We start from the raw sequence: 24023 nt of genomic DNA, 5'->3' as shown, positions 1-24023 counted from the left end.
CGGCCTACCACTGGGTCACGACGCCCGTGGCATCCGCCACCGCGAGAGCGCCAGCCAGGCTCTCGGGCGACACATTGCCGAAGAGCCCCAAGAGATCACCGGCTCCCGCCGGGATCGACACCGAAACGTCGACAGCGTCGCCTTCCGGCGCGTCCGCCAGCGTGACCGTGACGGGCACCGAGTCGCCCGCGATTGGCGTGCTCGCTTCGAAAGAGAAGGTTGCGGCGCTCGCTGGAGCGACAGCTCCGAACAGCAGGAGTGCGAGCCACGACGGGGCTGCCGACCGGCTTCCCATCCGACGCAGCATTCTCATCCGGCGCAACACAGGAGCGCATCTCGGGCCCATGCCGCGCGCACCCTACCACGAATCGGGGGGCGCTCGACTGATCCAAATTTTCGCCAAGGAACGGGAGAGCTGTTGCAGCAAGCCGCGCTCGGCGCGTACGATGCGCGTGCAATGCAGCGCACGCTCTCGACACTGCTCGGGGCCGGCTGGCTCGCCAGCCTCGCTCCGTCTTCGGCCGGCGCCGCCTGCTGCGAGCTCTGGAAGATCGATTCCGATCCGGCCGTCGCCCAGATCCGCGCCTGCGACCCGGCTGCCGCCGAACCATGCGCCACCTGGATCTTCGAGGGCACGCTGACACCCGGGCAGACCGCCCCCGTCTGCGTCGCCAGCGAGGAGCTCCGCTACGAGGAGTGGGACGCGGCGCGCGGCGCCTGGAGCCCGCCGGTCGAGGCGCGCTGTGAAGAAAGCGGGACGGTCGAGCTCTGATCGGACGCGCCCACGCCCGCCAGCAGCGCCGCATCCTGGGCGGAGGATTCCTCCGCCACGACGTGGGTACTCCCTCGAATTCCTGAAGAGGCGCGGCGATTTCCAGGAATTCCTCCGCCCCTTATCTTGCTGTCGCGGGTGATGCATCACAGCTCGCACCTCTTCGGTCCTCTGCTCGCCAACCGACCACGCACTCGAGCCGCGCCGGCGCGCCCCGCCGCGCTTCCGAGGTGCTGCATTCCCGTTGCCGTTGATCCATCCAAAGCGCTGCCAGAACCTGCCGTCCCGGCGCCGGCGAAGCGACGCTGGGCTTGCCGCTCCTCGGGCCCGGCGGCACCCTCCTCGACATGACCAAGGCCGCCCTCCAAGAGGAACTCCTCAAGCTCACGCTGGTCGAGCGACTGGAGCTCGTGGAAGAGCTCTGGGACAGCATCGCCGCCGAGTGCGAGCGCGAGCCCCTCTCCCTGACCGCCGAGCAGCGCGAGGACCTGGAGCGGAGGCTGGCCGAGGCGGACGCGGACCCGGCAGGTGGAGCGCCCTGGGAAGAGGTGCTGGAGCGCATTCGGCAACGTCCGAGGTGACGCGCCCGCTGACGGTCCGGTCGCGGGCCGAGGCCGATCTCGACGAGGCGTTCGGCTGGTACGAGGCGCAGGTGCCCGGGCTCGGAGAGGCTTTCCTGCGCTCCGTCACGGCGTGCTTCGTGCGCATTGCCCGGCATGCCGAGGCGTACCCTCAGGTGCAGGGCCAGGTCCGGCGAGCCGCGCTCCGGCGCTTCCCGTACGGCGTCTTCTACGTCGTGAGGGAGGACCGGATCGACGTGCTGGCGGTGTACCACGGCCGCCGACGACCGCGAGTCTTCGACCCTTAGCTGACCGCGCCGAGGCGGAGTTGGCGTGGCCCACCTTTGGCCCACAAGCCGCAGGATGGGCCACGAAATGCCGAGCACCGGCGGGCGGTCCTGGAGAAGTGGACCGCTCTTTGTCCTGCTGTCGCATGTTGGTGGATGCCTGATCCCTCCTCGCATCGCTGCCGCCGTGTCGCCGCTGCTGCACCGGAGTCGCCGCCAATCCGCCGTCGACTCGCCGGCGCGCGTGCCGTGAAGCTGCGGTGCGTACACCGGAGCGGCGGTCCGCCGGCAGCTCGCCTGCACACGGACGGGCGCTCCACTGACGCTCCGTAGCAAGGGCGCGGCACGGTTGAGGTAGGCTGGCTGCGCCAAGACGGGCGCTGCCCGCGTGGGGATCGAGCATGGATCACGACACCGACCGGATCGACGACGCCGTTCTCGCGCTCCTCTACCTCACGAGCTTCGAGGAGCACGGGGTGCAGCGCGCCTGGAAGAGTCACGACTGGGACGCACTGAATCGGCTGCACGAGCGCGGGCTGATCGGCAACCCGAGGAGCACGGCAAAGTCGGTAGTGCTGACCGAGGAAGGCGCGGCTCGGTCGCGCGAGCTCTTCGAGCGACTGTTCGCAAAGGCGCCGTAGTCGCGCCCCGCGGCGCGCGCGCCGGCCCCTGACGTCGGCGCGTTGGCGGCGCCTGGTTGCCGGCACGCCTCCAAGCGACCGGCTGCGCCACGCCCCGGCGAAGCTGCACGCCACGCGCGGCTCGCTTCCGCCGGCACGGCGCTTGCTCCATCCCCTTCCCGTCGCCCCCTCCGGATGGCCCGGAGGACCCATGGGCGCACCGCTCCTTCCGGCCGGCGACACTTCCGCCCGCGCCTGTGGTATGCGATGGGACGTGGCCGAGGGGCTCGGAAAGGTCCGCTGCCGGCGCGCGAGGGACGGCCAGCTCCGCTGGTACATCGACTTCGGACGGCGCGGGAAGCTCTACAGCGCGCGCGGCACGCGCTTCAAGGACCGCGCGATGGCCGAGCACTTCCTGGCGTCGATCCGGGTCCAGGTGGCGGAGGGTCTGGACGCCGCGCGCGATCGAGCGGCTGATGCCGGAGACGTCGCGCGCGCACCGCGTCGAGCGGTGGCTCGACCGCTGGCTCGAGATCATGCGGGAGCGTACCGCCATGGGGGAGCGCTCGCCGACCTACCTGCGCGAGCTCGAGCGCTGGGCGAAGCCCGGCGGACACTTCGATTGGTGGCGCGGGAAGAGCATCTACGAGATCCGCGCCGGCGCGGTCGAGGACTGGTCGCACTGGCTCGCGAAGCGCGGGATCGCGGCCAAGACGCGCCGCAACGTGCTGGGCGGGCTCCGCTCGTTCGTGACCTGGCTCAAGCGGCGCGAGCTGATCGACACGATCCCGAGCTTTCCGGAGGTCCCCGTCGACGAATATGCCCCGAGGCTGATCTCCGCGCGCGTGCAGCGCGGGATCCTCGAGGAGATCGCCTGGGACCGTCGCGGCGCGTTCCTGGCGGCGCGCCTCGGCATCCGTCCCGGCGAGATTCGCGCCGCCGACGTGACCGACTACCGGGTCATCGAGGACGTCCCGGGTCTCACGATCTCCCGCGCCGTGAAGGGCCCTAACGCCAACGCGCCGACCCACGGCACCAAGGGCCGCAACGCGGCCTGGATCCCGGTGGACGAGGAGCTTCAGCGCTGGATCGAGTGGCGGCTCTTCCAGCTCTCAAAGGAGGGGATGCTCCGCCAACGCATCGCCCTCTTCCCGAACCCGACGGCTCGCAACCGCGACAGGCGCTGGATCGCCAACGCGCTGCGCGAGGAGTGGAACCGGGCCGCCGCTCGGGTGGGCGTGCGGGTCCGGATGTACGAGGGCACGAAGCATTCGAGCGCCACGGCCTGGCTGGCCCAGGGCTCCTCTCTCCAGATGATCCAGCGCATGCTGCGCCATGCGGATAGCCGGTCGACGGAGCGCTACGCGAAGCTCGGCGACCTAGCGCTGGTGGACGTGATCCGACCGCGGAACCGACCGAATGTGGATCCGCTGTGGATCCGCGGCGAAACCGGCTTCGCAAACCCCACGATCGGCAAGGGAAACTGGCGGGGCGGACGGGACTCGAACCCGCAACTTCCGGCGTGACAGGCCGGTGCTCTAACCGATTGAACTACCGCCCCGGAATCCAGGCGCCGAGCGGCGGTTGGGTAGCCGATCCGGGGGGGGCCTGCAAAAGGTCTACGGCGAGCCGTGGGGGCCCGGTGGGCTGCGCTCGCCGGCGCCGCGCTGCGTGGCGCCGCGGCGCGCGGCGCCTCAGCTCGGCTTGCCGGCCGCCGCCGCGGCGGCCTGCATCTGGATCGCCTGCATCTGCATGAGGAGCGTCATGTCGCCGGCGATCTGGATGCGGCCGGACAGGAAGGCCTGCATCGGGTCGAGCGTGCCGCGCTCGAGGGCGTCGGCGTCCTCGGCGGTGATGGTGACGGTGGTGGTGGGCTCCGCGGGGATCGGGCCGGGGCCGAGCTTGAAGGCGACCACCCAGTCCCCGCCCGGGCCGCCGCCGACCACCATCCGGATGACGCCGCGCAGGGCCTGGAGCTGCTGGAGCGCGCCCGCCCCCATGCCGCCCGCGGCGCCGCCCCCGGCGCCCGGCTCGAAGAGCGCGCGCGACTGCTTGCCGAAGGCGCCGCCGCGCCCCTCCCAGAGCGCGCCGCGCCAGTCCTCGACGCTCTGGAGGATCGCGAACGCGGCGTCCTCGACGGAGCCCGGCGCGACGCTCATCGCGCCGCCTCCGAGCTGGATGCGCCACTCGCCGCCGCCCGCGCCGTCGAGCTTCACGCCGAGCGTCACCTCGACCTGCTTCGCCTCGGCGGGGAGCTCGGCGCCCTGGTAGGCGCGGGGGACGTGGACCTCGAAGAACTCCTGGGCGGACGTGCCGGCGGGGGGAAGCGGCGACATGGCGGGCGGGACCTCCGGAGGGCGCCCACGGGCGCGGGCGCGAGCGTACCGCCGCGCCCGGCGCCGGGCGACTGGTGGGCGCGGACGGGATCGAACCGCCGACCTCCTGGGTGTAAGCCAGGCGCTCTCCCGGCTGAGCTACACGCCCCGAACTGCTTGCCGCCTGCGGCCCCGCGCCCGCGCGCGGCCCCTGCCCTCAGTTCACGCCCGCGCTCGGCATGTCGGCCTCGGGCGCGTGCGCGGGCGGCGGCTCGTAGATCTCCTCGAGCGCGTGGTCGCCGGCGTGCAGGAAGCGGCCGGGCTCCTCGACCGCGAGCGCGCGCGCGAGCACCTCGTCCATGTGCTCGACCCGCTCGATGCGCAGGCCCCGCAGCACGTCGGCGGGGATCTCCTTCAGGTCCTTCTCGTTGTCCTTCGGGATCACGACGGTGTCGATCCCGCCGCGGTGCGCCGCGATCAGCTTCTCCTTGAGCCCGCCGATCGGGAGCACGCGGCCGCGCAGCGTGATCTCGCCCGTCATCGCCACGTTGGCGCGGACCGGCACGCGGGTGAGCGCCGAGGCGATCGTGGTCGCGATCGTGATCCCGGCCGAGGGCCCGTCCTTCGGGGTCGCGCCCTCCGGGACGTGGACGTGGATGTCGACCTTCGAGTAGAAGTCGCGCGCCAGGCCGAGCTGCTTGGCCCGCGAGCGCACGTAGGACATCGCCGCGTTGGCGGACTCCTGCATCACCTCGCCGAGCCGGCCGGTGATCTGGAGCTTGCCCTTGCCGGGGGTCACCGAGACCTCGGTCTGGAGCAGCTCGCCGCCGGTCTCGGTGAAGGCGAGGCCGGTGCAGACGCCGATCCGGTCCTCCTGCTCCTTGCGGCCGAAGCGGTACTTCGCGACGCCGAGCAGCTTGCGCACGGCAGCGGGGGTGATGCGGCGGCGCTTCGCCTTCTCGGCGCCCTCCTTCACCACCTCGCGCGCCACCTTGCGGCACACCGAGGCGATCTCGCGCTCGAGGCCGCGCACGCCGGACTCGCGCGTGTAGTGGCGGATCACCTCGAGGAGGCCCGCGTCGGTGAACTCCACGTGGCGCGCCTCGAGCCCGTTGGCCTCGATCACCTTCGGCACCAGGAAGTTGCGCGCGATCTGCAGCTTCTCCGACTCGATGTAGCCGGGGATCTGGATGATCTCCATGCGGTCCTGGAGCGGGCGCGGGATCTGGTGCAGCACGTTCGCGGTGCAGACGAACATCACCCGCGAGAGGTCGTAGTCGAGGTCGAGGTAGTGGTCGCCGAAGGTGTGGTTCTGCTCGGGGTCGAGCACCTCCAGCAGCGCCGCCGAGGGGTCGCCGCGGAAGTCCATCGACATCTTGTCGACCTCGTCGAGCAGGAAGACGGGATTCGAGGAGCCCGCCTTGCGCAGCGACTGGATCACCTTGCCCGGCAGCGCGCCGATGTAGGTGCGGCGGTGGCCGCGGATCTCGGCCTCGTCGCGCACGCCGCCGAGCGAGACGCGCACGAAGTCGCGCCCGGTCGCGCGCGCGATCGACTTGCCGAGCGAGGTCTTGCCGACGCCGGGCGGGCCGACCAGGCACAGGATCGGGCCCTTCATGCGCTCGACGAGCGTCTGCACCGCCAGGTACTCGAGGATCCGCTCCTTCGGCTTCTCGAGCCCGTAGTGGTCCTCTTCGAGCACCCGCTCGGCCTCGACGATGTCCTTCTTCTCGTCCTTGTACTCGTTCCAGGGCAGCGCCAGGATCCAGTCCACGTAGTTGCGCACGACGGTCGCCTCGGCGCTCATCGGCGACATCATCTTGAGCTTGCGGATCTCCTTCTTGGCGCGCGCCAGCGTCTCCTTCGGCAGCTTCTTCTTGGCCAGCGCCGCCTCCAGCTCCTGGATCTCGCTCTTGAACTCGTCGCGCTCGCCGAGCTCCTTCTGGATCGCCCGCATCTGCTCGTTGAGGTAGTACTCCTTCTGCGAGCGCTCCATCTGCTTCTTCACGCGCGAGCGGATCTTGCCCTCGACCTCGAGCACCTCGATCTCGGCCTGCATCAGGCCGAGCACCTCTTCGAGGCGCTCGCCGGGCGCCTCGATCTCGAGCAGCCGCTGGCGCTCCTCGAGCTTCAGGGCGAGGTGCGCCGCCACCGTGTCCGCCAGCCGCCCCGGCGCCAGGATCTGGCCGGCAGCGGTCAGGATCTCGGGCGGGACCTTGCGGTTGAGCTTCACGTACTTCTCGAAGCCCGCGCGCACCGTGCGCATCAGCGCCTCGGCCTGGGGGCTGCGCGCGTCGGGCTCCTCGAGCGCCTCGATCGCGCAGGCGAAGAAGGGCTGCGCCTGGCGGAAGTGGACGATCCGCGCGCGCTGGCGCCCCTCGACCAGCACCTTCACGGTGCCGTCGGGGAGCCGCAGGTGCTGGAGCACCGCGCCGACGGTGCCGATCTCGAAGAGGTCACCCTCGCCCGGGTCGTCGAGCGCCACCTGGCGCTGCGCGACGAGCAGGAGCTCGCGCTCCCCGTTGCTCGCCTCCTCGAGCGCCGCGATCGACCGGGCGCGCCCCACGAAGAGCGGCACCACCATGTGCGGGAAGACCACGATGTCCCGCAGCGGGAGCAGCGGCAGGACGCGCTCGGCCGGGCGCGGGCGCCGCGGGTCGTCGTCGTCGCTGCGGAAGATGCCCATCGGCGCTACGCCGACTCGGCCTCGCGCTTGAGCGCGAGGATCGGCTCGGCTCCCTGCTCGACCACCTCCTCGCTGACGACGACCTCCTCCACGTCCTCGCGCGAGGGCACGTCGTACATCAGCTCGAGCATGATCGTCTCCATGATCGCGCGCAGGCCGCGGGCGCCGGACTTGCGGGCAAGCGCCTGGCGCGCCATCGCCTGGAGCGCGCCGTCCGTGAAGCGCAGCCGCACCTCCTCGAACTCGAAGAGCTTCTGGTACTGCTTGGTGAGCGCGTTGCGCGGATCGGTCAGGATCGAGACGAGCGCCCGCTCGTCGAGCTCCTCGAGGGTCGCGATCACCGGCAGGCGCCCGATGAACTCGGGGATCATCCCGAACTTGAGGAGATCCTCGGGCTGGCACGCGCGCAGCACGTCGCCGAGGCGCTTCTTGCCGTCCCCCGTGGACACCGCCGCCCCGAAGCCCATCCCCTTCACGCCGATCCGCTGCTCGATGATCTTCTCGAGCCCGCAGAAGGCGCCGCCGCAGATGAAGAGGATGTTGGTGGTGTCGATCTGGAGGAATTCCTGCTGCGGGTGCTTGCGCCCGCCCTTGGGCGGGACGTTCGCGGTGGTGCCCTCGATGATCTTGAGCAGCGCCTGCTGGACGCCCTCGCCCGACACGTCGCGGGTGATCGAGGGGTTCTCGCTCTTGCGCGCGATCTTGTCGATCTCGTCGATGTAGACGATCCCGCGCTGGGCGCGCTCGACGTCGTAGTTCGCGGCCTGGAGCAGGTTCAGGATGATGTTCTCGACGTCCTCGCCGACGTAGCCGGCCTCGGTGAGGGTGGTGGCGTCGGCGATCGTGAAGGGGACGTCCAGGATCTTGGCCAGGGTCTGGGCCAGCAGGGTCTTGCCGCAGCCGGTCGGCCCGAGCAGCAGGATGTTCGACTTCTGGAGCTCGACGTCGCCGACGAAGGCCTGGCTCTCGATGCGCCGGTAGTGGTTGTGCACCGCCACCGACAGGATCTTCTTGGCCCGGTCCTGCCCGATCACGTAGTCGTCGAGGATCTTCTTGATGTCGCGGGGCTTGGGGACCTTCGAGGTGTGCTCGGCGACCTCCTCGCGGCCGTACTCCTCCGCGATGATGTCGTTGCACAGCTCGATGCACTCGTCGCAGATGTAGACCGTGGGGCCCGCGATCAGCTTCTTGACCTCCCGCTGGCTCTTGCCGCAGAAGGAACAAGACAGGTTCGCGTTGTCGTCCCGCTTCTTCACGATCTCCGGCCCTTCGTGCTCGAGCGCTTCACGATCGTACGGCCTCGTCTCCCGGCGAGCGCCGCGTCACCACCTGGTCGATGACGCCGTAGGCGAGCGCCTCTTCACCGGAGAGATAGTAATCGCGCTCGGTGTCCTTGGCGATCTGCTCCACCGACTTGCCGACGTGCTCGGCCAGGATCTCGTTCATGCGCTGGCGGAGCTTCAGGATCTCGCGCGCCTGGATGTCCACGTCGGTTGCCTGCCCCTGGAACCCACCCATCGGCTGGTGGATCATGATCCGTGAGTTCGGCAGCGCCATCCGCTTGCCCGGGGCGCCCGCGGCGAGCAGCCAGGCCCCCATCGAGGCAGCCTGCCCCAGGCAGATCGTGGCCACCTCGGGCCGCACGTACTGCATCGTATCGTAGATGGCCATCCCGGCCGTGACGGACCCCCCGGGTGAGTTGATGTAGAGGTTGATCGGCTTCTCGGGGTCCTCGGCCTCGCAGAAGAGGAGCTGGGCGATGATCAGGTTGGCGACGTCGTCGTCGATCGGGCTGCCCAGGAAGACGATCCGCTCCTTGAGCAGGCGCGAGTAGATGTCGTAGGCCCGCTCGCCGCGCGGGCTCTGCTCGATCACCATCGGGATCAGGGGCATGGGGCTCCGCTCCTGGTGCGCCGGCGCCGGGGCTGTGGTTCGGGGGGCGGCCGCGGGGGTCCGCTAGGGCTCCGCAACCTCTTCGACGCTAGCCGTGGCCAGCAGGAATTCAAAGGCCTTGTCCTCGAGGCACTGCGCGCGCACGGCCTCGAGCAGGTCGTGCTCGCGGTAGACCTTGCGCAGCCGCGCCGGGTCGGCGCCCTGCTCCTCCGCGAGCCGCCCGATCCGCTCGTCGAGCTCGGCGTCGTCGAGCGACAGGCCCTCGCGGCGCGCCAGCTCCCGGAGCAGCCACTCCTCGCGGATCTCCCGCTCCACGGCCGGACGCCACTCCTCCTCCCACTGGGCGAGCTGGCGCTCCACGAGCTCGGCCCGCACGCCGCGCTCGCGCAGGTCGTGGGACGCGGAGTGGAGGCGGCGGTGGAGGCGCTCGCGCAGCAGGTTGGCGGGCACCTCGACGGGCACGCGCTCGATCAGCGCACCGAGGAGCGAGCGCCGGAGCTCGACCCGCGCGCGCCGCTCGCGCGACGCCTGGAGCGTCTCGCGCACACGCGCGCGCACCTCGTCGAGGCTCGCGAACTCGCCCAGGTCCTTCGCGAACTCGTCGTCGAGCGCCGGCACCTCGCGGCGCCGGATCGCGCGGACCTGGACCGTGAACTCGGCGTCCTTGCCGGCCAGCACGGGGCTTGCGTAGTCGTCCGGGAAGCGAACGCGGACGATCCGCTCCTCGCCGGCGCGGGCGCCTGCGAGCTGCTCCTCGAAGCCCGGGACGAGCCGGCCCTGGCCGAGCTCGACCGTGTGGTCGCTCGCGCGGCCGCCCTCGAAGGGCTCGCCGTCGATGCGGCCCACGAAGTCCACGGTGAGGAAGTGGCCGGTGGCCGCGGCCGTGTCCTCCGGCTCCTCGACGAGCGTCGCGTGGCGCTGGCGCAGCGTCTCGAGCTCGCGCTCGACGTCCTCCTCGCGGACGGCGGCCGAGGGCCGCTGCGCACGCAGGCCCGCCACCTCCCCGAGCTCGATCGGGGGCTTCACCTCGACGCGCGCCCGGTAGGCGAAGGCGCCGCCTTCGGCGGGCGGGCTCGCGTCCACCGCGGGCTCGCTCACGGGCTCGAGCGCGCTGCGCTCGAGCGCCGCCGGCAGCGTCCCCGAGACCAGCTCGCGCTCGACGTCCTCGGCGACGGCCGCCCCGTAGAGCCGGCGCAGCACGGAGACGGGCGCCTTGCCGGGGCGGAAGCCGCGCACGCGCGCCGAACGGGCGAGCCCGCGGTAGGCGCGCGCGAACGCCGCGTCCACCTGCGCCGGAGGCACCTCGACCTCGAGCCAGCGCGTGACGGCTCCCTCCTCCTGCACCGCGAGGGCGAACCCCTCCCGGTCTCCCGGCGTCCCGGGCTGCGTTCCTTCGCTCATGCGTTCCTCTGGTTGCGCTCGCTCGGGCGGCTCGGGCGCGGATCTGGTGCCGGGGACAGGACTCGAACCTGCACGTCCTCTCGGACGGTGGCTCCTAAGGCCACTGCGTCTGCCAGTTCCGCCACCCCGGCCCGGTACCCGACGTGCGTCCCGGCGGCCCGACCCGGAGATCCCTCCGGCTCGTTCGACGATCGATCGGGCCGCGGGTCACGAGGCATGCGGCGTGTGGTGAGCGCGCTGGGGCTCGAACCCAGAACCTAGGGATTAAGAGTCCCTTGCTCTACCAGTTGAGCTACGCGCCCGGGCGGAAGCTAGGGCCCACCCTCGGGGCCGGCAAGCATGCGCCGGGCGGCGGCGGGGACCCGTCAGCCGGGTGCCGGGGTGCGGCGGGCGGGCACGCGGCGGGCGAGCCGGCGCAGGGCGTCGCGCAGCGCCGCGTCACCGAGCAGGGCCACGCCGAGCGCCGCCACCACGGCGAAGACGAGGCCTCCGAGCGCGAGGTCCGCGAGCGCCCCGAGCGTGCCGCTGCGCCCCGCGATCACGAACGCGGCGGCCGGCGCCGCGAGCGCCGCGATCGCGAAGGCGCGCGCCGCGCTCGCGGCGAGCGGCAGGAGGGCCGGCCCCCCGTAGTGGACGCGCGCGTAGAGGAGCGTCGCGAGCGCGTTCGCCCACATCGCGACGACGCCGGCCGCGGCCACGCCCTCGATCCCGTGACGCCGCCCGAGGACCAGGTAGAGCGGGATCGCCGCCAGCACGAAGGCGGTACCGAGGAGCATCGGGCGCCAGGTCTCGGAGCGGGCGTAGAAGGCCCGCACGCTGATCTGCTGCAGCACCCAGGCCGGCACGGTCGCGCTGAAGATGGCGAGCAGGCGCGCCGTCTCGGCCGCTGCCTTCGCGTCGAAGGCGCCGCGCTCGTAGACGACGGCCACCAGCGGCTCGGCCAGCGCGAAGGTCACGGCACCCGCCAGCACGCCGAGCGCGAACGCGGAGCGCAGGGTCGCCGTGAGCACCCGGTCGAGCTCGTCGCCGCGCCCGGCGGCCCACAGGTTCGCGAGCGCCGGCTGCGCCGCCGCCGCCACCGCCTGCCCGATCACGGCGACCGGCGCCTGCATCAGCCGCCGCGCGAAGCTCAGGAGCGCGATGGCGCCGGCCGAGGCCGGCGCGAACCACTTCCCGTACCACTCGTCCACGGTGAGCAGCGAGAAGCCGGCCACGACCGGGATCGCGAGCCAGAGGTAGCGGCGGAACTCGGGCGCGCGCGGCGCCACTCGCCAGCCGAGCCGCAGGCGCCGCCGCGCGTCGAGCCACGGGCAGCCGAAGGGGCCGAGGACGGCCCCGGCGAGGGCGCCCCAGGCGAAGCCCTCGACCCCGAGCCAGGGGCCGAGGAGGAGGCCACCGGCCACGATCCCGAGGTTGTAGACGAGCGGCGCCAGGGCGGCCGCGAGGAAACGGCCGCGCGCCAGCAGGGCCGCCTGCACGACGCCGCCCACCAGGAAGAAGACCTGGCCGGGCAGCACGATCCGCGTGAGGCGGGTCGTGAGCGCGTGCTTCGCGGCGTCGAAGGCCGGGTACTGCAGGCTCGTGAGCGGCCCGGCGACGAGCCACAGGAGCGCCGTGCCCGCGAGCGCCACGAGCCCGAGCGTGCCGATCATCGTGGCGAGCAGGCGCTCGGCCTCGGCCTCGCCGCGCTCGCGCACCTGCGTGTAGAGCGGCAGGAAGGCGATCGAGAGCGCGCCGGCGGCGAGCAGGTGGTTCAGGAGGTCGGGCAGGGTGAAAGCGGCGTAGTAGGCGTCGGCGCTCCCGGTAGCGCCCACCTGGTAGGCGAGCAGCGCCTCGCGGACGAAGCCGAGCGCGCGCGAGAGCAGGACGCTGCCCGCGAGCAGCGCCGCCGCCGCCGGCACCCCGGCGGCCTCCGCGCGCTCGCGGCGCGCGGCGGCATCGGCCTCGGCGCTGCGGATCGGCTCCACGTCTCCCCCACCCGCGCCGGAGTATGCGTCAGGAGCCCGGGCGCGCACCGGGCGCACGGGCGCCGGCGGCGGGCTCGTCGAGCGGGTTCGGCTCGCGCCAGAGCGCCCCGTTCCAGGCCTCGACCACGACCGCGTCCCCCTCGCGCCCCCGCAGCCGCGTGCGCGCGAGCGGGACCTTGCCGTGCGGCGTGTCGAGCAGGTAGGTCGGGATCGCGAAGCCGCTCGTGCGCCCGCGCAGGGCCTCGAAGAGGTCGAGGCCGCGCTCGATCGGCACCCGGAAGTGGGCGGTGCCCTCGAGGAGCTGCGCCTGGTAGCAGTAGTAGGGGCGCACGCGCATCCGCACGAGCCCCTCGCAGAGCGCCTTCATCGTGGCCAGGTCGTCGTTCACGCCGCGCAGGAGCACGGACTGGTTGCCCACCGGGCAGCCCGCGCGCAGCAGGCGGTCGCAGGCCTCGGCGGCCTCGGCGGTGAGCTCCTTCGGGTGGTTGAAGTGCGTGTTGACCCAGATCGGGTGGTGCTCGGCGAGGAGGCGGCACAGCGCGTCGGTGACGCGGAACGGCAGGGTCACGGGCAGCCGCGTCCCGAGCCGCACGATCTCGACGTGCGGGATCGCGCGCAGCTCGCCGAGCAGCCAGGCGAGCTTGTCGTCCGAGAACACGAGCGGGTCGCCGCCGGTCAGCAGCACGTCGCGGATCGCGGGCGTCGCGCGGATCCACGCGAGCGCCGCCTCGAGCTCGCGCTTCTTCATCGCCCACTCGGGCTCGCCCACCATGCGCTTGCGCAGGCAGAAGCGGCAGTAGAGCGCGCACTCGTTGTTCACGCAGAAGGCGATCCGGTCCGGGTAGACGCGCACCACGTTCTTGACCGGCGAGTGGGCGACCTCGTCGAGCGGGTCCGCGAGGCCGGCCGGGTCGTCGAGCTCCGCGAGGCGCGGGACCACCTGCCGGCGCACGGGGCAGGCCGGGTCCTCGGGATCCATCAGCGAGGCGTAGTAGGGCGTGATCACGAAGCGGAAGCGCTCGGCGAGCGCGTCGATCGCGCGCCGCTCGTCGCCGGTCGGGCGCACCCAGGCGGCCAGCGCGCCGGCGCTGCGGATGCGGTGCTGCATCTGCCAGGTCCAGTCGCGCCAGTCGGCGGGCGCGACGCCGGCCGGGCGCGGCGCGGCAGGCCAGCGCGGCGCCGCCATCAGGCGAGCCCGAGCCGGCGGAGACCCGCGCCGAGCACCTCCGCGAGCAGGTCGTCGAGCGGGCGGCCGAGCAGCGCAGCGTGGACGCCGAAGGAGCCCTCGGGCGCAAAGGAGGGGAGCGGGTTGATCTCGAGGAAGCAGGGTCGCCCGGCCTCGTCGCACTTGAAGTCGGCACGCGCGAAGTCGCGGCACTCGAGCGCGCGGAAGGCGCGCACGGCCTGCTCGACGAGCTCGTCTTCGAGAGCCGGGGCGAGCGCGCCGGGCACGACGTGCGCGAAGGCAGCCGGCGCGCCAGGAGCGGCTGGCTCGCCGGGCTTCGGCTCGACCGCGTGGAGGCCGATCCGCGTCGTCGCCTCGAGCGCCCGCTGCAGGACGGGCAGCGCGCGCGGCGGGTCGTTGTCGAAGAGCGTCACCGTGTACTCGGGCCCCGGGAGGAAGCGCTCGACCAGCGCGGGCTGGCCGTAGCCGGCCCGCACGCGGGCCACGGCCGCGGCGAGCGCGGCCCGGTCGTCGGCCCGCGAGGCGAGCCCGATGCCCTTCGACGAGCCCTCCCAGCGCGGCTTCACGAAGCACGGGAGCCCCGGGATGCCATCTCCTTCCTGGAGCTCGGTTTCCGAGCGGATCACGCGCCCGGCCGCCACGCGCACGCCCGCCTCGGCCACGACCGCGCGGGTCCAGGCCTTGTCGAGCGAGAGCGAGAGCGTGAGCGCGTCGGAGCCGAGCTGCGGGATCCCCAGCATCTCGAGCAGGACGGGGGCCCATGCCTCGCGGTTCCGCGTCCCGTAGCCCTCGGCGATCGTGAGCGCGGCATCGACCGCCACGGCGCCCTTGGCGCCGGCCGCCAGGAGATCGTGCGGGCGGCCGAGGCGGACCGGCCGCTGCCCGAGCCGGACGAGCGCGGCCTCGAGCGCGAGCAGGGTCGCCTCGGGCTCGTACTCGACCTGCGCGTCGGGCGGGTCGCCGGGCCGCTGCGCGTAGGCGCCGAAGAGCTCGTAGACGATGCCGATCGGGCGGGAGGCCATGGGCCGGCGAGGATAGTGGCCGCCCCTCCCGCCGCCTGTGCGACACTCGCCGGCCGCGACCCCCGCAGGAAGGAGCGGCGCGTGCAGGGAGCGGGCGAGACGGGCGGCGCGGGCGGTGCGGGCGGCGGTGCGAAGGGCGGTGCGGGCGGCGCTGCGAAGGGCGGCGCGGGCAGCGCCGCGACGGGCGGCGCGCTCGGCGCGATCGAGCGCCTCGGCAACCGGCTGCCGGACCCCGCCACGCTCTTCCTGCTCGCGACCGGCCTCGTCCTCGTCTTCTCGCAGCTCGCGGCGAGCCTCGGCTGGTCGGTCGAGAAGACGACGCTCGGGCCCGGCGGGCCCATCACGACGCGGGTCGAGCCGGTCTCCCTGCTCTCCTCCGAGGGCCTCCACTGGCTGGTGTCGAGCCTGGTCGTGAACTTCCGCGACTTCCCGCCGCTCGCGATCGTGCTGGTCGGCATGCTCGGCATCGGCCTCGCCGAGCGCTCGGGCTTCCTGCCCGCGCTGCTGCGCGCGTCGCTCGCGCGGGTGCCCGCCCGCTGGCTCTCGCCGCTCGTCGTCTTCGTGGGCGTGAACTCCTCGCTCGCGACCGATGCCGGCTACGTCGTGCTCCCGCCGATCGCGGCCGCCCTCTTCCTGGCCGCCGGACGCTCACCGGTCGCGGGCGCCGCCGCCGCGTTCGCGGGCGTGGCGGGCGGCTTCGGCGCGAACCTCGTGATCACGGGGCTCGACCCGCTGCTCGCAGGCCTCACCGAGAGCGGCGCGCGCCTCGTCGATCCCGCCTACCGGGTGGCGGCCACGAGCAACTGGTGGCTGATGATCGCCTCGACCTTCCTGCTGACGGGGGTGGGCTGGGCGGTCGCCGATCGCGTCGTCGAGCCACGCACGGCGCGCGCCGCCTCCGCACCCGCCGAGCCAGCCGCCACGCCCGCCACGCCCGCCGAGCCCGCTGCGGCCCCCGGCGGCCTCTCGCGCGAGGAGCGGCGCGGCCTGCGCGCGGGGCTCCTCGCGCTCGTGCTCACCGTGGCCGCGATCGCGCTCGCGGTGCTCGTGCCGGGCGCCCCGCTCCACGGCGCCGACGGCGCCACCCCGCGCTGGGTGGCCGCGATCGTGCCCCTGATGTTCCTCGCCACCGCCCTGCCCGGGCTCGCGCACGGGGTCGCCGCCGGCAGCGTGCGCAGCGACCGCGACGCGGCGCGCATGCTCGGGGAGACGATGGCGGCCATGGGCCCCTACGTCGTGCTCGCGTTCTTCGCGGGGCAGTTCGTGGCGAGCTTCGGCCACTCGCGGCTCGGCGAGATGCTCGCCGTGGCCGGCGGCGAGCTGCTCGCGCGCGCCGCGCTGCCCACCGCGCTCCTGCTCGCGCTCTTCGTCGTCGGCGTCGCCGGGCTCGACCTCGCGATGGCCTCGATGTCGGCGAAGTACGCCTTCCTGGCGCCCGTCTTCGTGCCGATGTTCATGCAGGTCGGGGTGAGCCCCGAGCTCACCCAGGCCGCCTACCGGGTGGGCGACTCGGTCGCGAACACGGTGGCGCCGCTCAACCCCTACCTCGTGATCCTGCTGGTGGTCGTGCAGCGCTACCAGCCCGGAGCGGGGATCGGCACGCTGGTCGCGCTCATGCTGCCCTACGCGGCCGCCTTCGGGGTGGCGTGGACGGCCCTGCTGCTGCTCTGGGTGGCGCTCGGGCTGCCGCTCGGCCCGGCCGGCCCGCTCCACTACCCGGCCGCCGCCCCGCTGCCCTGAGAGCCGCCCGGCACCCGGGCCGCTCGACTACACCCGTTCGGCGTCGGGCTCCGCGGGCTGGACGGGCGGCACCCCCTCGTCGCGGGCCAGCTCCGCGAGGAGCTCGTCGAGGCCCACCCGCAGCGTCTCGGTGTTGGCGATCGGCGGCGCGCCGGGCGGGCGCAGCGCGCGGATCAGGCCACCGTGGGTCACGACGGCCCAGCTTGCCGGGCCGGCGCGCCCGGCGAGCTCGCGGAAGAAGGCCCCCGCGCGGCGGCGTACGTCGCGGATCGACTCCCCCCCGCCCGGCCGGAACTCGGGGTCGCGCGCGCGCACGCGCGCCAGCTCGCCGGGCCAGCGCCCGGCGATCTGCGGCGTGCTGAGCCCGGACCAGGAGCCGAGGTCGCGCTCGCGCAGGCGCGGGTCGTGGAGCGCTTCGAGCCCGAGCGCCCGCGCCAGGATGCGGGCCGTGTCGCGCGCGCGGCGCAGGTCGCTCGCGATCACGGCCCCGATGCCGGCGCCGGCCAGCGCCTCGGCGAGCGCCTCCGCCTGGGCCACGCCGCGCGCCGAGAGCGCGGGGTCCGCGTGGCCCTGCCAGAGCCCCATCGCGTTCCAGGCGCTCTCCGCGTGCCGGATCAGCCAGAGCTCGCGGCGCGCGCGGGTCAAGCCGCGCGCACCCGCGGAAACTCGCGGCCGATCGCGAGGAGGAGCTGGACGAGCCGCAGCACCTGGACGTCCACGAAGGGCTTGCCGTTGGTCACGACGGCGGCCGCCAGCGCGCGGTCGGGGTCGGCCCAGCCGAAGACGTTCGTGAAGCCCACGTGGCCGAAGGCGTGGGGCGTGCCCGGCCCGAAGAGCGAGAGCCACTCGCCGCCGAGCATGAAGCCGAGCCCGTAGCGGACCGGCGCGCCGAGCGTGAAGTCCACCTCCCAGAAGCTCTGCTCGCTGGTCGCGCGCCGCACCGTGCGCGGCTCGAAGACGCGCACCCCGCCGAGCTCGCCCTCGGCCCGCAGGCACTCGTAGAAGGCGGAGAGGTCGCGCGCGTTCGAGACCACGTTCGCGGCGGGCAGGATCCCGGCCAGGAAGCGCGGGTCGTGGGCGATCGCGAGGACGCGCTCGACGTTCGCGCCGAGCGCGCGCTCGAGCACCTGGGTCACGGGCGGCAGCGGCGGCAGGCCCGTGAGCGCGTCGCGCGCCACGGAGGCGACGTCCTCGGGCGCCACGCCGTAGTCGAGCCAGCGCAGCCCGAGCGGCTCGCGGATCTCCTTGCGCAGCACGCTGCGGATGTCCTGGCCGGTGGCGGCGCGCACCACCTCGCCGAGCACGAAGCCGCCCGTCACGGCGTGGTAGGCGAGCCGCCGCCCGGGCCGCAGGCGCAGCGGCACCTTGGCGAGCTGCTCGACGATCTCGTCCGGGTGCTCGAGCAGGTCGAGGTCCATCGCCTCCGGCGGCAGCGCCGGGATCCCGGCGCGATGGCAGAGCACGTGGGCGATCGTGATGTGGCGCCGCGCGCCGCGCCCGAAGGCCGGCAGGTAGTCTGCGACGCGGTCGTCGATGTGCAGCACGCCGAGGTCGTCGAGCTTGTGGATCACCATCGCGGTGACGGCCTTCGAGGCGGAGTAGAGCCGGAAGGGCGTGTCGAGCCCGACGCGGGTCTTCGGGGTCTCGGGCCCCTCGCCCGGCGCATTGCCCGCCGCGTAGCCGATCGCGCGGTCGAGGACGACGGCGCCGCGGTGGCGGATGCAGACCTGGATCGCCGGGTGGAGCCCCGTGCGGTAGAGCGCCTCGACGCGCGCCCAGACGCGCTCCATCGCGGCCCGGGTGAGGCCGAGCTCGCGCGGCCGCAGCTCGGCGCCGCGCACGGTCACGCTCTCGAGGTCGGCGGGCACCGGGCAGATGCGCTTCCAGGGCCGCAGCGGCAGGCCGATCCAGTCGATCGGGTCTCGGGGGTCCATCGGGGCGGAAACGTAACGGAGTCCCGCCGCGCTCAACCCACTCGGGCCCGCAGGGCCTCCCGGAGCGCGCGGAAGGCGTGGCCCCGGTGGGAGATCCGCTCCTTCTCGGCGGCCGGGAGCTCGGCCATCGTCGGCCCCCCGGGCTCCACCTCGAAGACCGGGTCGTAGCCGAAGCCGGCCGTCCCGCGCGGGGCCGCCGCGATCCGGCCCGGGCACTCGCCGCGCGCCGTGACGACCGCGCCGTCCGGGTCCGCGAGCGCCGCCACGCACACGAAGCGGGCGCCGCGGCGCTCCGGCGGCACCCCGGCCAGGGCGGCGAGGAGCGCGCGGATGCGGCCGGCGTCGTCGAGGCCGGGGCCGCCGAAGCGCGCCGAGCGCGGCCCCGGCGCGCCGCCGAGCGCCTCGACCTCGAGCCCCGAGTCGTCGCCGAGCGCGACGAGCCCCGAGGCGCGGGCGGCCGCAAGCGCCTTCGCCGCGGCGTTGGCTTCGTAGTCGTCACCCTCCGCGGGCAGCGCGGGCGCGCCGATCGCATCGAGCCCCACGATCTCGAGCGCCGGGGCGGCGAGCAGCGCGCGCACCTCGCGCAGCTTGCCGGGATTGCCGCTCGCGAGCACGACGCGCGGCACCGCGCGCTAGCCGATGCGCGCGCGGGCCACCGCCTCGGCCTGCGCCCGGCCGAGCTCCGCGATGCCCGCCAGCGCGAGCCGCGTGAGCTCGGCGAGCTGCTCGGGCGAGAAGCTTCCCTGCTCGGCGGTCCCCTGCACCTCGACGAAGCGCCCGCGGCCGGTCGCGACGACGTTCATGTCCACCTCGGCGCGGGCGTCCTCTTCGTAGGGCAGGTCGAGCACCACGCGCCCGTCCACGATCCCGACCGACACGGCGGCCACCGAATCGAGGAGCGGGTCGCGCTCGAGGGCGCCGCGCGCGCGAAGCCGGGCGAGCGCGATGGCGAGCGCCGCGTAGGCGCCGGTGATCGACGCGCTGCGCGTGCCGCCGTCGGCCTGGAGGACATCGCAGTCGGCCCAGAGCGTGCGTTCGCCGAGGCGCTCGAGGGCCACGACGGCGCGCAGGCTGCGGCCGATCAGGCGCTGGATCTCGAGCGTGCGCCCCGACGGCCGGCCGCGCGCCGCCTCCCGCTCGGTGCGCCGGTCGGTCGAGCCGGGGAGCAGCGAGTACTCGGCCGTCACCCAGCCGCGGCCGCTGCCCGCGAGGAAGCGCGGGACCGTGAGCTCCTCGCTGATCGTGCAGAGGACCCGGGTGCGGCCCATCTCGCAGAGCACCGAGGCCAGCGGGTTCTCGGTGAAGTCCACCTGCAGGCGCACCGGCCGCAGCGCGTCCGGTGCGCGGCCGTCGCTGCGCACTACGTGCCTCCCGCGGAGCGGTCCGGCGCGGCTGGCGCGGTCTCGATCCCACGGCGGGCGTCGTAGCGCCGGCCGAACTCGAGCACGGCGCGCGCGAGCGCCTCCGCGATGCGATCGCGCTCCTCACCGGCGGCCAGGGCGCGGGCGTCCTGCGGATTCGTGACGAAGCCGATCTCGACGAGCGCCGCCGGCATCTCGAGGCCCATCAGGACCACGAAGGGCGCCTGCTTCACCCCGCGCGAGGGGGTGCCGTGGAGCGCCGAGACCTCGTGCTGGGCGAGCCGCGCGAACTCGTCGGACTCCTGCATCAGCTCGGAGGCCGCGAGGTCGCCGAGGATCGTGACCAGCGGGTCGTCGCTCGGGACGGCCGGCACGCTGAGGTCGCGGAAGGCCGCGTTCTCGCGGGCGGCCACCTGGCGGGCGGCGTCGTCGCTCGCCTCGAGCGAGAGGAAGAAGGTCTCGATGCCACGCGCCGCGCGGGCGGAGGCCGCGTTGGCGTGGATCGAGACGAAGAGGTCGCCGCGCGCCTCGTTCGCGATCGTGGTGCGGTCCTCGAGCGGCACGTAGACGTCGCGCTCGCGGGTCAGCAGGACCTGGAGGCCCGCCGCGCCGAGCCGCGCCCGCAGCCGGCGGGCGACGTCGAGCACGAGCTCCTTCTCGACGACGTCGTGCGCGCCGCGCGCGCCCTCGTCGTCCCCGCCGTGCCCGGCGTCGAGCACGACGGTGTCGAAGCGGTCGAGGGCCGAGCTCGCGGCGGGGCGCGCCTCGCCCGAGCCCGCAGCGCTATGCGCTGCTCCCGAGCCCGCAGCGCTACGCGCGGCTCCCGAGCCCGCAGCGCTACCCGCGGCTCCCGAGCCCGCGGCGGTCATGGTCGCGGCAGCCAGCAGCGCCAGGGCGAGCCGCTGGCCCGAGCGCGCACGAGGCCGGGCGCTACGCAGGACACGCATCCATCGCCCCCTCACCGGCGGGCGAGGCTAACCCAGGGCCCGCGGGCCGTCACGGCGCGGCCGGCACCGCCGCACGGGCGGAGCGCGCGCGCCGCCGGCGCGCCGGCGGCGCGGCCTGCAGGGCCAGCAGGTCGCCGAGCGTCACGAGGCCGTGCTCGCCCCGGCCGATCGCGAGCAGCTCGAGGAGCGCGCGCGCCGTGGCCTCGGCGTCGCCGAGCGCGCGATGGCGCGCGGTGTTCGTGACACCGAACTGTGCACAGAGGTGGTCGAGGTCGTAGCGGCGCAGCGCCGGCAGGAGCCGGCGCGCGAGCTTGCGGGTGCAGACGACCGGCCCCTCCCAGCCCGGGAGCCCGTGGCGCGCCAGCGCGTGGCGCACGAAGCGCTCGTCGAAGCCGGCATTGTGCGCCACGAAGGGCCGGGCGGCGCCGGCCCAGGCCCGGAAGGCGCGCAGGGCCGGCCCGAGCGGCGGCGCACCCTCCACGAGCGCGCGGTCGATGCCGGTGAGCGCCGTGATCCGCGGCGGGATCGGAACGCCCGGGTCGACCAGGGTCTGGAAGCGCTCGACGAGACGCAGGCCCGCCACGCGCACGGCGCCGATCTCGAGGATCGTCGAGGCCTCCGGCGCGAGCCCCGTGGTCTCGAGGTCGACCACGATCCACTCGGCCGCGGCGAGCTCCACCTCCGCGAGGGCGCCGGCGGCGAGCCGCGGGAGCGCTTGCAGGTCGAGGGGCTCCGGGAGCGCCGTCGCGCCGAAGCCCAGCGCCGAGGCCACGAGCCGCCGCGCGAGGCCCGGAGCCGGGCGCGCGGTCAGCGCGAAGAGCCGGCGGGCGAGCTCGTCCAAGGCCAGCGGCCCGTCCGGGGCGCCGTGCCGGTCGAGGCTCCTGCGCAGCGGCTCGGCGAGCGAGCCCGGGCTCGCGTGCGGCGCGCGCGGGGCGGAAACCACGTGGCTCAAGCGGGCGTCCGGCGAGGAGGGAGACGATGGCGGGGCGGAGGCGACTCTACGGAGCGCGCGGGCGCCGGTCAATCGGCCGCCGGCATGCCGGCTTCGACAGCCCGGGGCCGCTCTCGTACGCTCGGCCGGCAATGAACGGGAGCGCGAGCATCGAGAGCGCTGCGCCGCGCCCGACGAGCCGCCTCGTGGCCCGGCTCGGCCTCGTCCTGATCGGCCTGCTCGCCCCGGCCCTCGCGCCCGCCTTCACGCCCACCCGGGAGGCAACCTCCGCACCGGCAGAAGAAGCGGAGGCCGCGCCGGCCGGCGAGACGGCCACCCCGGCCGTGGCCCGCGCGCGCTACCGCGCGGCCGGCAGCGAGCACGCGGGCGGCACGGTCTTCTTCCTCGAGCTTCCGGCGGGCGTCGCCGCCGTGGGCGCCGCGCACAGCTTCGACCTGGTGGCGCTCGGCGTGGCCGGCGAGGTCCACTTCGAGCTCGGCCACAGCCAGCACGCCGTGGGCCGGGCGAGCCGCTTCCTCGCGGCGCCGGGCCTCCCCTTCTCGGCGCCCGGCGGGACCGTCCGCGACGACCTCGCGCTCTTCGTCCTCGACGTGCCGCTCTCCGGCGTGCGGACGCTGCGGGCCGGCGCGCCCGCGCGGAAGGGCGAGCGCCTCCTCGTGCTCGGGATCCCGGCCAAGGCCGCGGGCGACGAGGTCGCGCTCGCCGGGCACGTGAGCGCACAGGACGAGCGCGAGCTCCAGGTCGAGCTCGACGGGACCGCCGACCTGCGCGGCTGGGGCGGCGCCCCGATCGTGTCGGCCGAGGACGGCCGCGTGGTGGGCGTCTTGCAGGGAGCCGCGGCGCGCGGCAAGCGGCTGCGCCTCTCGGCCTCCCCGATCACGGCCGTGCTCGCTGCGGCCGCCCGGCCGCTCGACGGCGGCCGCGGCCGCGCCTTCGCGACCGAAGCCGCCCGCGCCCCGGCGGCCCGGGGCAAGCCCCGCAGCGGCCCGCCGGCGCCTGCCGCCCCGGCACGCCAGGGTCCCCTGCTCGGCAAGCAGGGCGTGAAGAGCACGCGTGACCTCTGGCTCGAGATCGACCACCCGAGCGACGGGGCCGTCTTCGGCGACGAGCACGGGGCGTTCGTCGCCGGCCGCGCGCTCGCCCCGCTCGGCGAGTACCGCAGCCTCGACGCCGTCCTCGTGCTCGACGTCTCCGACTCGACGCGCGCGCCGAGCGGCGCCGACGTGAACGGCGACGGGGTGGTGGGCGAGCATCGGGGCGGCGGCGTGGGCGCCTTCCTCGGGCTCGGCAGCAGCGACGCGGGGGACTCGATCCTGGCCGCCGAGGTGGCCGCCGCGCGCCGCCTCGTCGATCGCCTCGACCCGCGCAGCACGCGGGTCGGCATCGTCACCTTCGCAGGGGAGCTCCCGCCGGAGGGCCTCGTGGTGATCGGCGACCTCCCGCCGCCGGCCGTGACGGAGGTGGCGCTCACGGGCGAGTACGGCGAGGTCCGACGCGGTCTCGACCGCATCCTCGAGCGCGGCCCCTTCGGGATGACCCACATGGCGGCGGGCGTCGACCAGGCCACGACCGAGCTGCTCGGCCTGCGCGGCGCCTTCTCGGAGCCCGACCCGGAGAGCGACAAGGTGGTCCTGTTCCTGACCGACGGGCAGCCCACCCTGCCCTACGGAATCGAGCAGGAGCAGGCCAACACGCGCGCCGTGCTGCGCGCCGCCGAGCGCGCGCGCAAGGCCCACGTACGCGTCTACACCTTCGGGATCGGCGAGGACGCGCTCGCCGGCCCGCTCGCGATCGTGCGCCTGGCCGACCTCACGGACGGCTCGTTCACGCCCGTGCGCGACCCTGCGGCGATCGTGCAGGTGATCGACCAGGTGGACTTCGCGAACCTCGAAGGCGTCACGGTCCGCAACGTCACGACCGGCGCTCCCGCGACCCAGAGCTCCACGAACCCCGACGGGAGCTTCAGCGCGCTGGTCCCGCTGAAGACCGGCAAGAACGTGATCGAGGCGACCGCGCGCGCCACCGATGGGCGCATGGTCTCGCAGCGGATCGAGGTCCAGCACGCGCCCGGCGCGCCCGACCCGCCGCTCACCGACGTCCTCCTCACGGCGCGCAACCGCCTGCTCGAGGAGCGCCTGGTCGAGCTCCAGCGCGCCCGCCTCGACGTCGAGCGCGAGCAGGTCGAGGCGGCCCGCAAGGCGCTCGCGATCGAGATGGAGAGGGACCGGGCGCAGGCCCTCGAGCGCGCCGAGTCGCAACGCAAGACGCTCCAGATCGACGTCGACGACCGCGGCGGCGCCGAGCCGAAGCCGGGCGAGAAGCCCGGCCCGGCGCCCGCACCAGCGCCCGCGCCCTGAGGCGGGCGCTGGGCGGCGGCGCG

The 24023-nt window shown here is 74.4% G+C and carries 21 protein-coding genes and 4 tRNA genes; 6 read left to right on the top strand and 19 right to left on the bottom strand.

Annotation, left to right across the window (positions count from 1 at the left end; translation table 11 throughout):
• Positions 1 to 4: 4 nt before the first annotated feature.
• Positions 5 to 295, bottom strand: coding sequence for a hypothetical protein (locus OZ948_01655; protein ID MEB2343427.1), 291 nt, complete (start codon positions 293 to 295; stop codon positions 5 to 7).
• Between the two features lie 162 nt (positions 296 to 457).
• Here OZ948_01655 and OZ948_01650 point away from each other — a divergent pair, with 162 nt between their 5' ends.
• The 4 genes from OZ948_01650 (at position 458) to OZ948_01635 (ending at position 2260) form a co-directional block, all read left to right on the top strand.
• Positions 458 to 772, top strand: a complete 315-nt coding sequence (locus tag OZ948_01650; protein MEB2343426.1) for a hypothetical protein — start codon at positions 458 to 460, stop codon at positions 770 to 772.
• Positions 773 to 1083: 311 nt separating this feature from the next.
• Entirely contained in the window at positions 1084 to 1353 is a 270-nt protein-coding gene (locus OZ948_01645) for an addiction module protein (protein MEB2343425.1), read from the top strand.
• On the top strand, positions 1350 to 1640 hold the full coding sequence (locus OZ948_01640; protein ID MEB2343424.1) for a type II toxin-antitoxin system RelE/ParE family toxin: 291 nt from the start codon (positions 1350 to 1352) through the stop codon (positions 1638 to 1640). Before OZ948_01645 ends, OZ948_01640 begins: the two co-directional genes overlap by 4 nt.
• Before the next feature lie 380 nt (positions 1641 to 2020).
• Complete coding sequence (locus OZ948_01635) at positions 2021 to 2260, top strand: DUF6429 family protein (protein MEB2343423.1); 240 nt, start codon at positions 2021 to 2023, stop codon at positions 2258 to 2260.
• Between the two features lie 1463 nt (positions 2261 to 3723).
• Here the strand turns inward: OZ948_01635 and OZ948_01630 are convergent.
• The 12 genes from OZ948_01630 to OZ948_01575 form a co-directional block, all read right to left on the bottom strand.
• A tRNA-Asp gene (locus OZ948_01630) sits at positions 3724 to 3800 on the bottom strand.
• Positions 3801 to 3933: 133 nt separating this feature from the next.
• Positions 3934 to 4575 (bottom strand): SCP2 sterol-binding domain-containing protein, encoded by a 642-nt coding sequence (locus OZ948_01625; protein ID MEB2343422.1) that lies wholly within the window; start codon positions 4573 to 4575, stop codon positions 3934 to 3936.
• 72 nt (positions 4576 to 4647) lie between these two features.
• Positions 4648 to 4723: transfer RNA gene (locus tag OZ948_01620), tRNA-Val, on the bottom strand.
• 48 nt (positions 4724 to 4771) lie between these two features.
• Entirely contained in the window at positions 4772 to 7240 is a 2469-nt protein-coding gene (gene lon, locus OZ948_01615; GenBank protein MEB2343421.1) for an endopeptidase La, read from the bottom strand.
• A gap of 5 nt (positions 7241 to 7245) precedes the next feature.
• Complete coding sequence (gene clpX, locus OZ948_01610; protein MEB2343420.1) at positions 7246 to 8496, bottom strand: ATP-dependent Clp protease ATP-binding subunit ClpX; 1251 nt, start codon at positions 8494 to 8496, stop codon at positions 7246 to 7248.
• Positions 8497 to 8524: 28 nt separating this feature from the next.
• The gene (gene clpP, locus OZ948_01605) at positions 8525 to 9133 is read right to left on the bottom strand and encodes an ATP-dependent Clp endopeptidase proteolytic subunit ClpP (protein ID MEB2343419.1); all 609 of its coding nucleotides are present in this window, start codon (positions 9131 to 9133) and stop codon (positions 8525 to 8527) included.
• Between the two features lie 63 nt (positions 9134 to 9196).
• Complete coding sequence (tig, locus tag OZ948_01600; protein MEB2343418.1) at positions 9197 to 10534, bottom strand: trigger factor; 1338 nt, start codon at positions 10532 to 10534, stop codon at positions 9197 to 9199.
• A gap of 44 nt (positions 10535 to 10578) precedes the next feature.
• A tRNA-Leu gene (locus OZ948_01595) sits at positions 10579 to 10665 on the bottom strand.
• A 95-nt stretch (positions 10666 to 10760) separates the two neighbouring features.
• Positions 10761 to 10836, bottom strand: a tRNA-Lys gene (locus tag OZ948_01590).
• 63 nt (positions 10837 to 10899) lie between these two features.
• Positions 10900 to 12501, bottom strand: a complete 1602-nt coding sequence (murJ, locus tag OZ948_01585) for a murein biosynthesis integral membrane protein MurJ (GenBank protein ID MEB2343417.1) — start codon at positions 12499 to 12501, stop codon at positions 10900 to 10902.
• A gap of 28 nt (positions 12502 to 12529) precedes the next feature.
• Positions 12530 to 13687 carry a KamA family radical SAM protein gene (locus tag OZ948_01580; protein ID MEB2343416.1) on the bottom strand — a complete coding sequence of 386 codons (1158 nt, stop codon included), beginning with the start codon at positions 13685 to 13687 and terminating at the stop codon, positions 12530 to 12532.
• Positions 13687 to 14709 carry a D-alanine--D-alanine ligase gene (locus tag OZ948_01575; GenBank protein ID MEB2343415.1) on the bottom strand — a complete coding sequence of 341 codons (1023 nt, stop codon included), beginning with the start codon at positions 14707 to 14709 and terminating at the stop codon, positions 13687 to 13689. The genes OZ948_01580 and OZ948_01575 overlap by 1 nt, the downstream gene beginning before the upstream one ends.
• An 81-nt stretch (positions 14710 to 14790) precedes the next feature.
• Here OZ948_01575 and OZ948_01570 point away from each other — a divergent pair, with 81 nt between their 5' ends.
• Positions 14791 to 16449 carry an AbgT family transporter gene (locus tag OZ948_01570; GenBank protein ID MEB2343414.1) on the top strand — a complete coding sequence of 553 codons (1659 nt, stop codon included), beginning with the start codon at positions 14791 to 14793 and terminating at the stop codon, positions 16447 to 16449.
• Positions 16450 to 16476: 27 nt separating this feature from the next.
• On the opposite strand, the gene OZ948_01565 is transcribed toward OZ948_01570, so the two are convergent.
• The 6 genes from OZ948_01565 to OZ948_01540 are packed head-to-tail and all read right to left on the bottom strand — an operon-like array spanning position 16477 to position 21634.
• The gene (locus OZ948_01565; GenBank protein ID MEB2343413.1) at positions 16477 to 17094 is read right to left on the bottom strand and encodes a histidine phosphatase family protein; all 618 of its coding nucleotides are present in this window, start codon (positions 17092 to 17094) and stop codon (positions 16477 to 16479) included.
• Positions 17091 to 18383: a serine hydrolase gene (locus OZ948_01560; GenBank protein MEB2343412.1), complete on the bottom strand. Its 1293-nt coding sequence runs from the start codon at positions 18381 to 18383 to the stop codon at positions 17091 to 17093. Before OZ948_01560 ends, OZ948_01565 begins: the two co-directional genes overlap by 4 nt.
• Before the next feature lie 32 nt (positions 18384 to 18415).
• Positions 18416 to 19009, bottom strand: a complete 594-nt coding sequence (gene rdgB, locus OZ948_01555) for an RdgB/HAM1 family non-canonical purine NTP pyrophosphatase (protein ID MEB2343411.1) — start codon at positions 19007 to 19009, stop codon at positions 18416 to 18418.
• A 6-nt stretch (positions 19010 to 19015) separates the two neighbouring features.
• Positions 19016 to 19744: a ribonuclease PH gene (rph, locus tag OZ948_01550; protein MEB2343410.1), complete on the bottom strand. Its 729-nt coding sequence runs from the start codon at positions 19742 to 19744 to the stop codon at positions 19016 to 19018.
• Complete coding sequence (locus OZ948_01545; protein MEB2343409.1) at positions 19744 to 20691, bottom strand: N-acetylmuramoyl-L-alanine amidase; 948 nt, start codon at positions 20689 to 20691, stop codon at positions 19744 to 19746. The genes rph and OZ948_01545 overlap by 1 nt, the downstream gene beginning before the upstream one ends.
• Positions 20692 to 20740: 49 nt before the next feature.
• Complete coding sequence (locus OZ948_01540; GenBank protein ID MEB2343408.1) at positions 20741 to 21634, bottom strand: 3'-5' exonuclease; 894 nt, start codon at positions 21632 to 21634, stop codon at positions 20741 to 20743.
• A gap of 140 nt (positions 21635 to 21774) precedes the next feature.
• Between OZ948_01540 and OZ948_01535 the strand changes: the two genes are divergently transcribed.
• A complete protein-coding gene (locus OZ948_01535) occupies positions 21775 to 24000 on the top strand; it encodes a VWA domain-containing protein (protein MEB2343407.1) in 2226 nt (741 codons plus the stop codon).
• The last annotated feature ends 23 nt before the right edge of the window (positions 24001 to 24023 follow it).

This window comes from Deltaproteobacteria bacterium (genome assembly GCA_035063765.1).
Taxonomy (GTDB): Bacteria; Myxococcota_A; UBA9160; order UBA9160; family PR03; genus CAADGG01.
The sequence above is the reverse complement of the archived record's forward strand: the minus strand, read 5'-3'. Positions and strand labels throughout refer to the sequence as shown.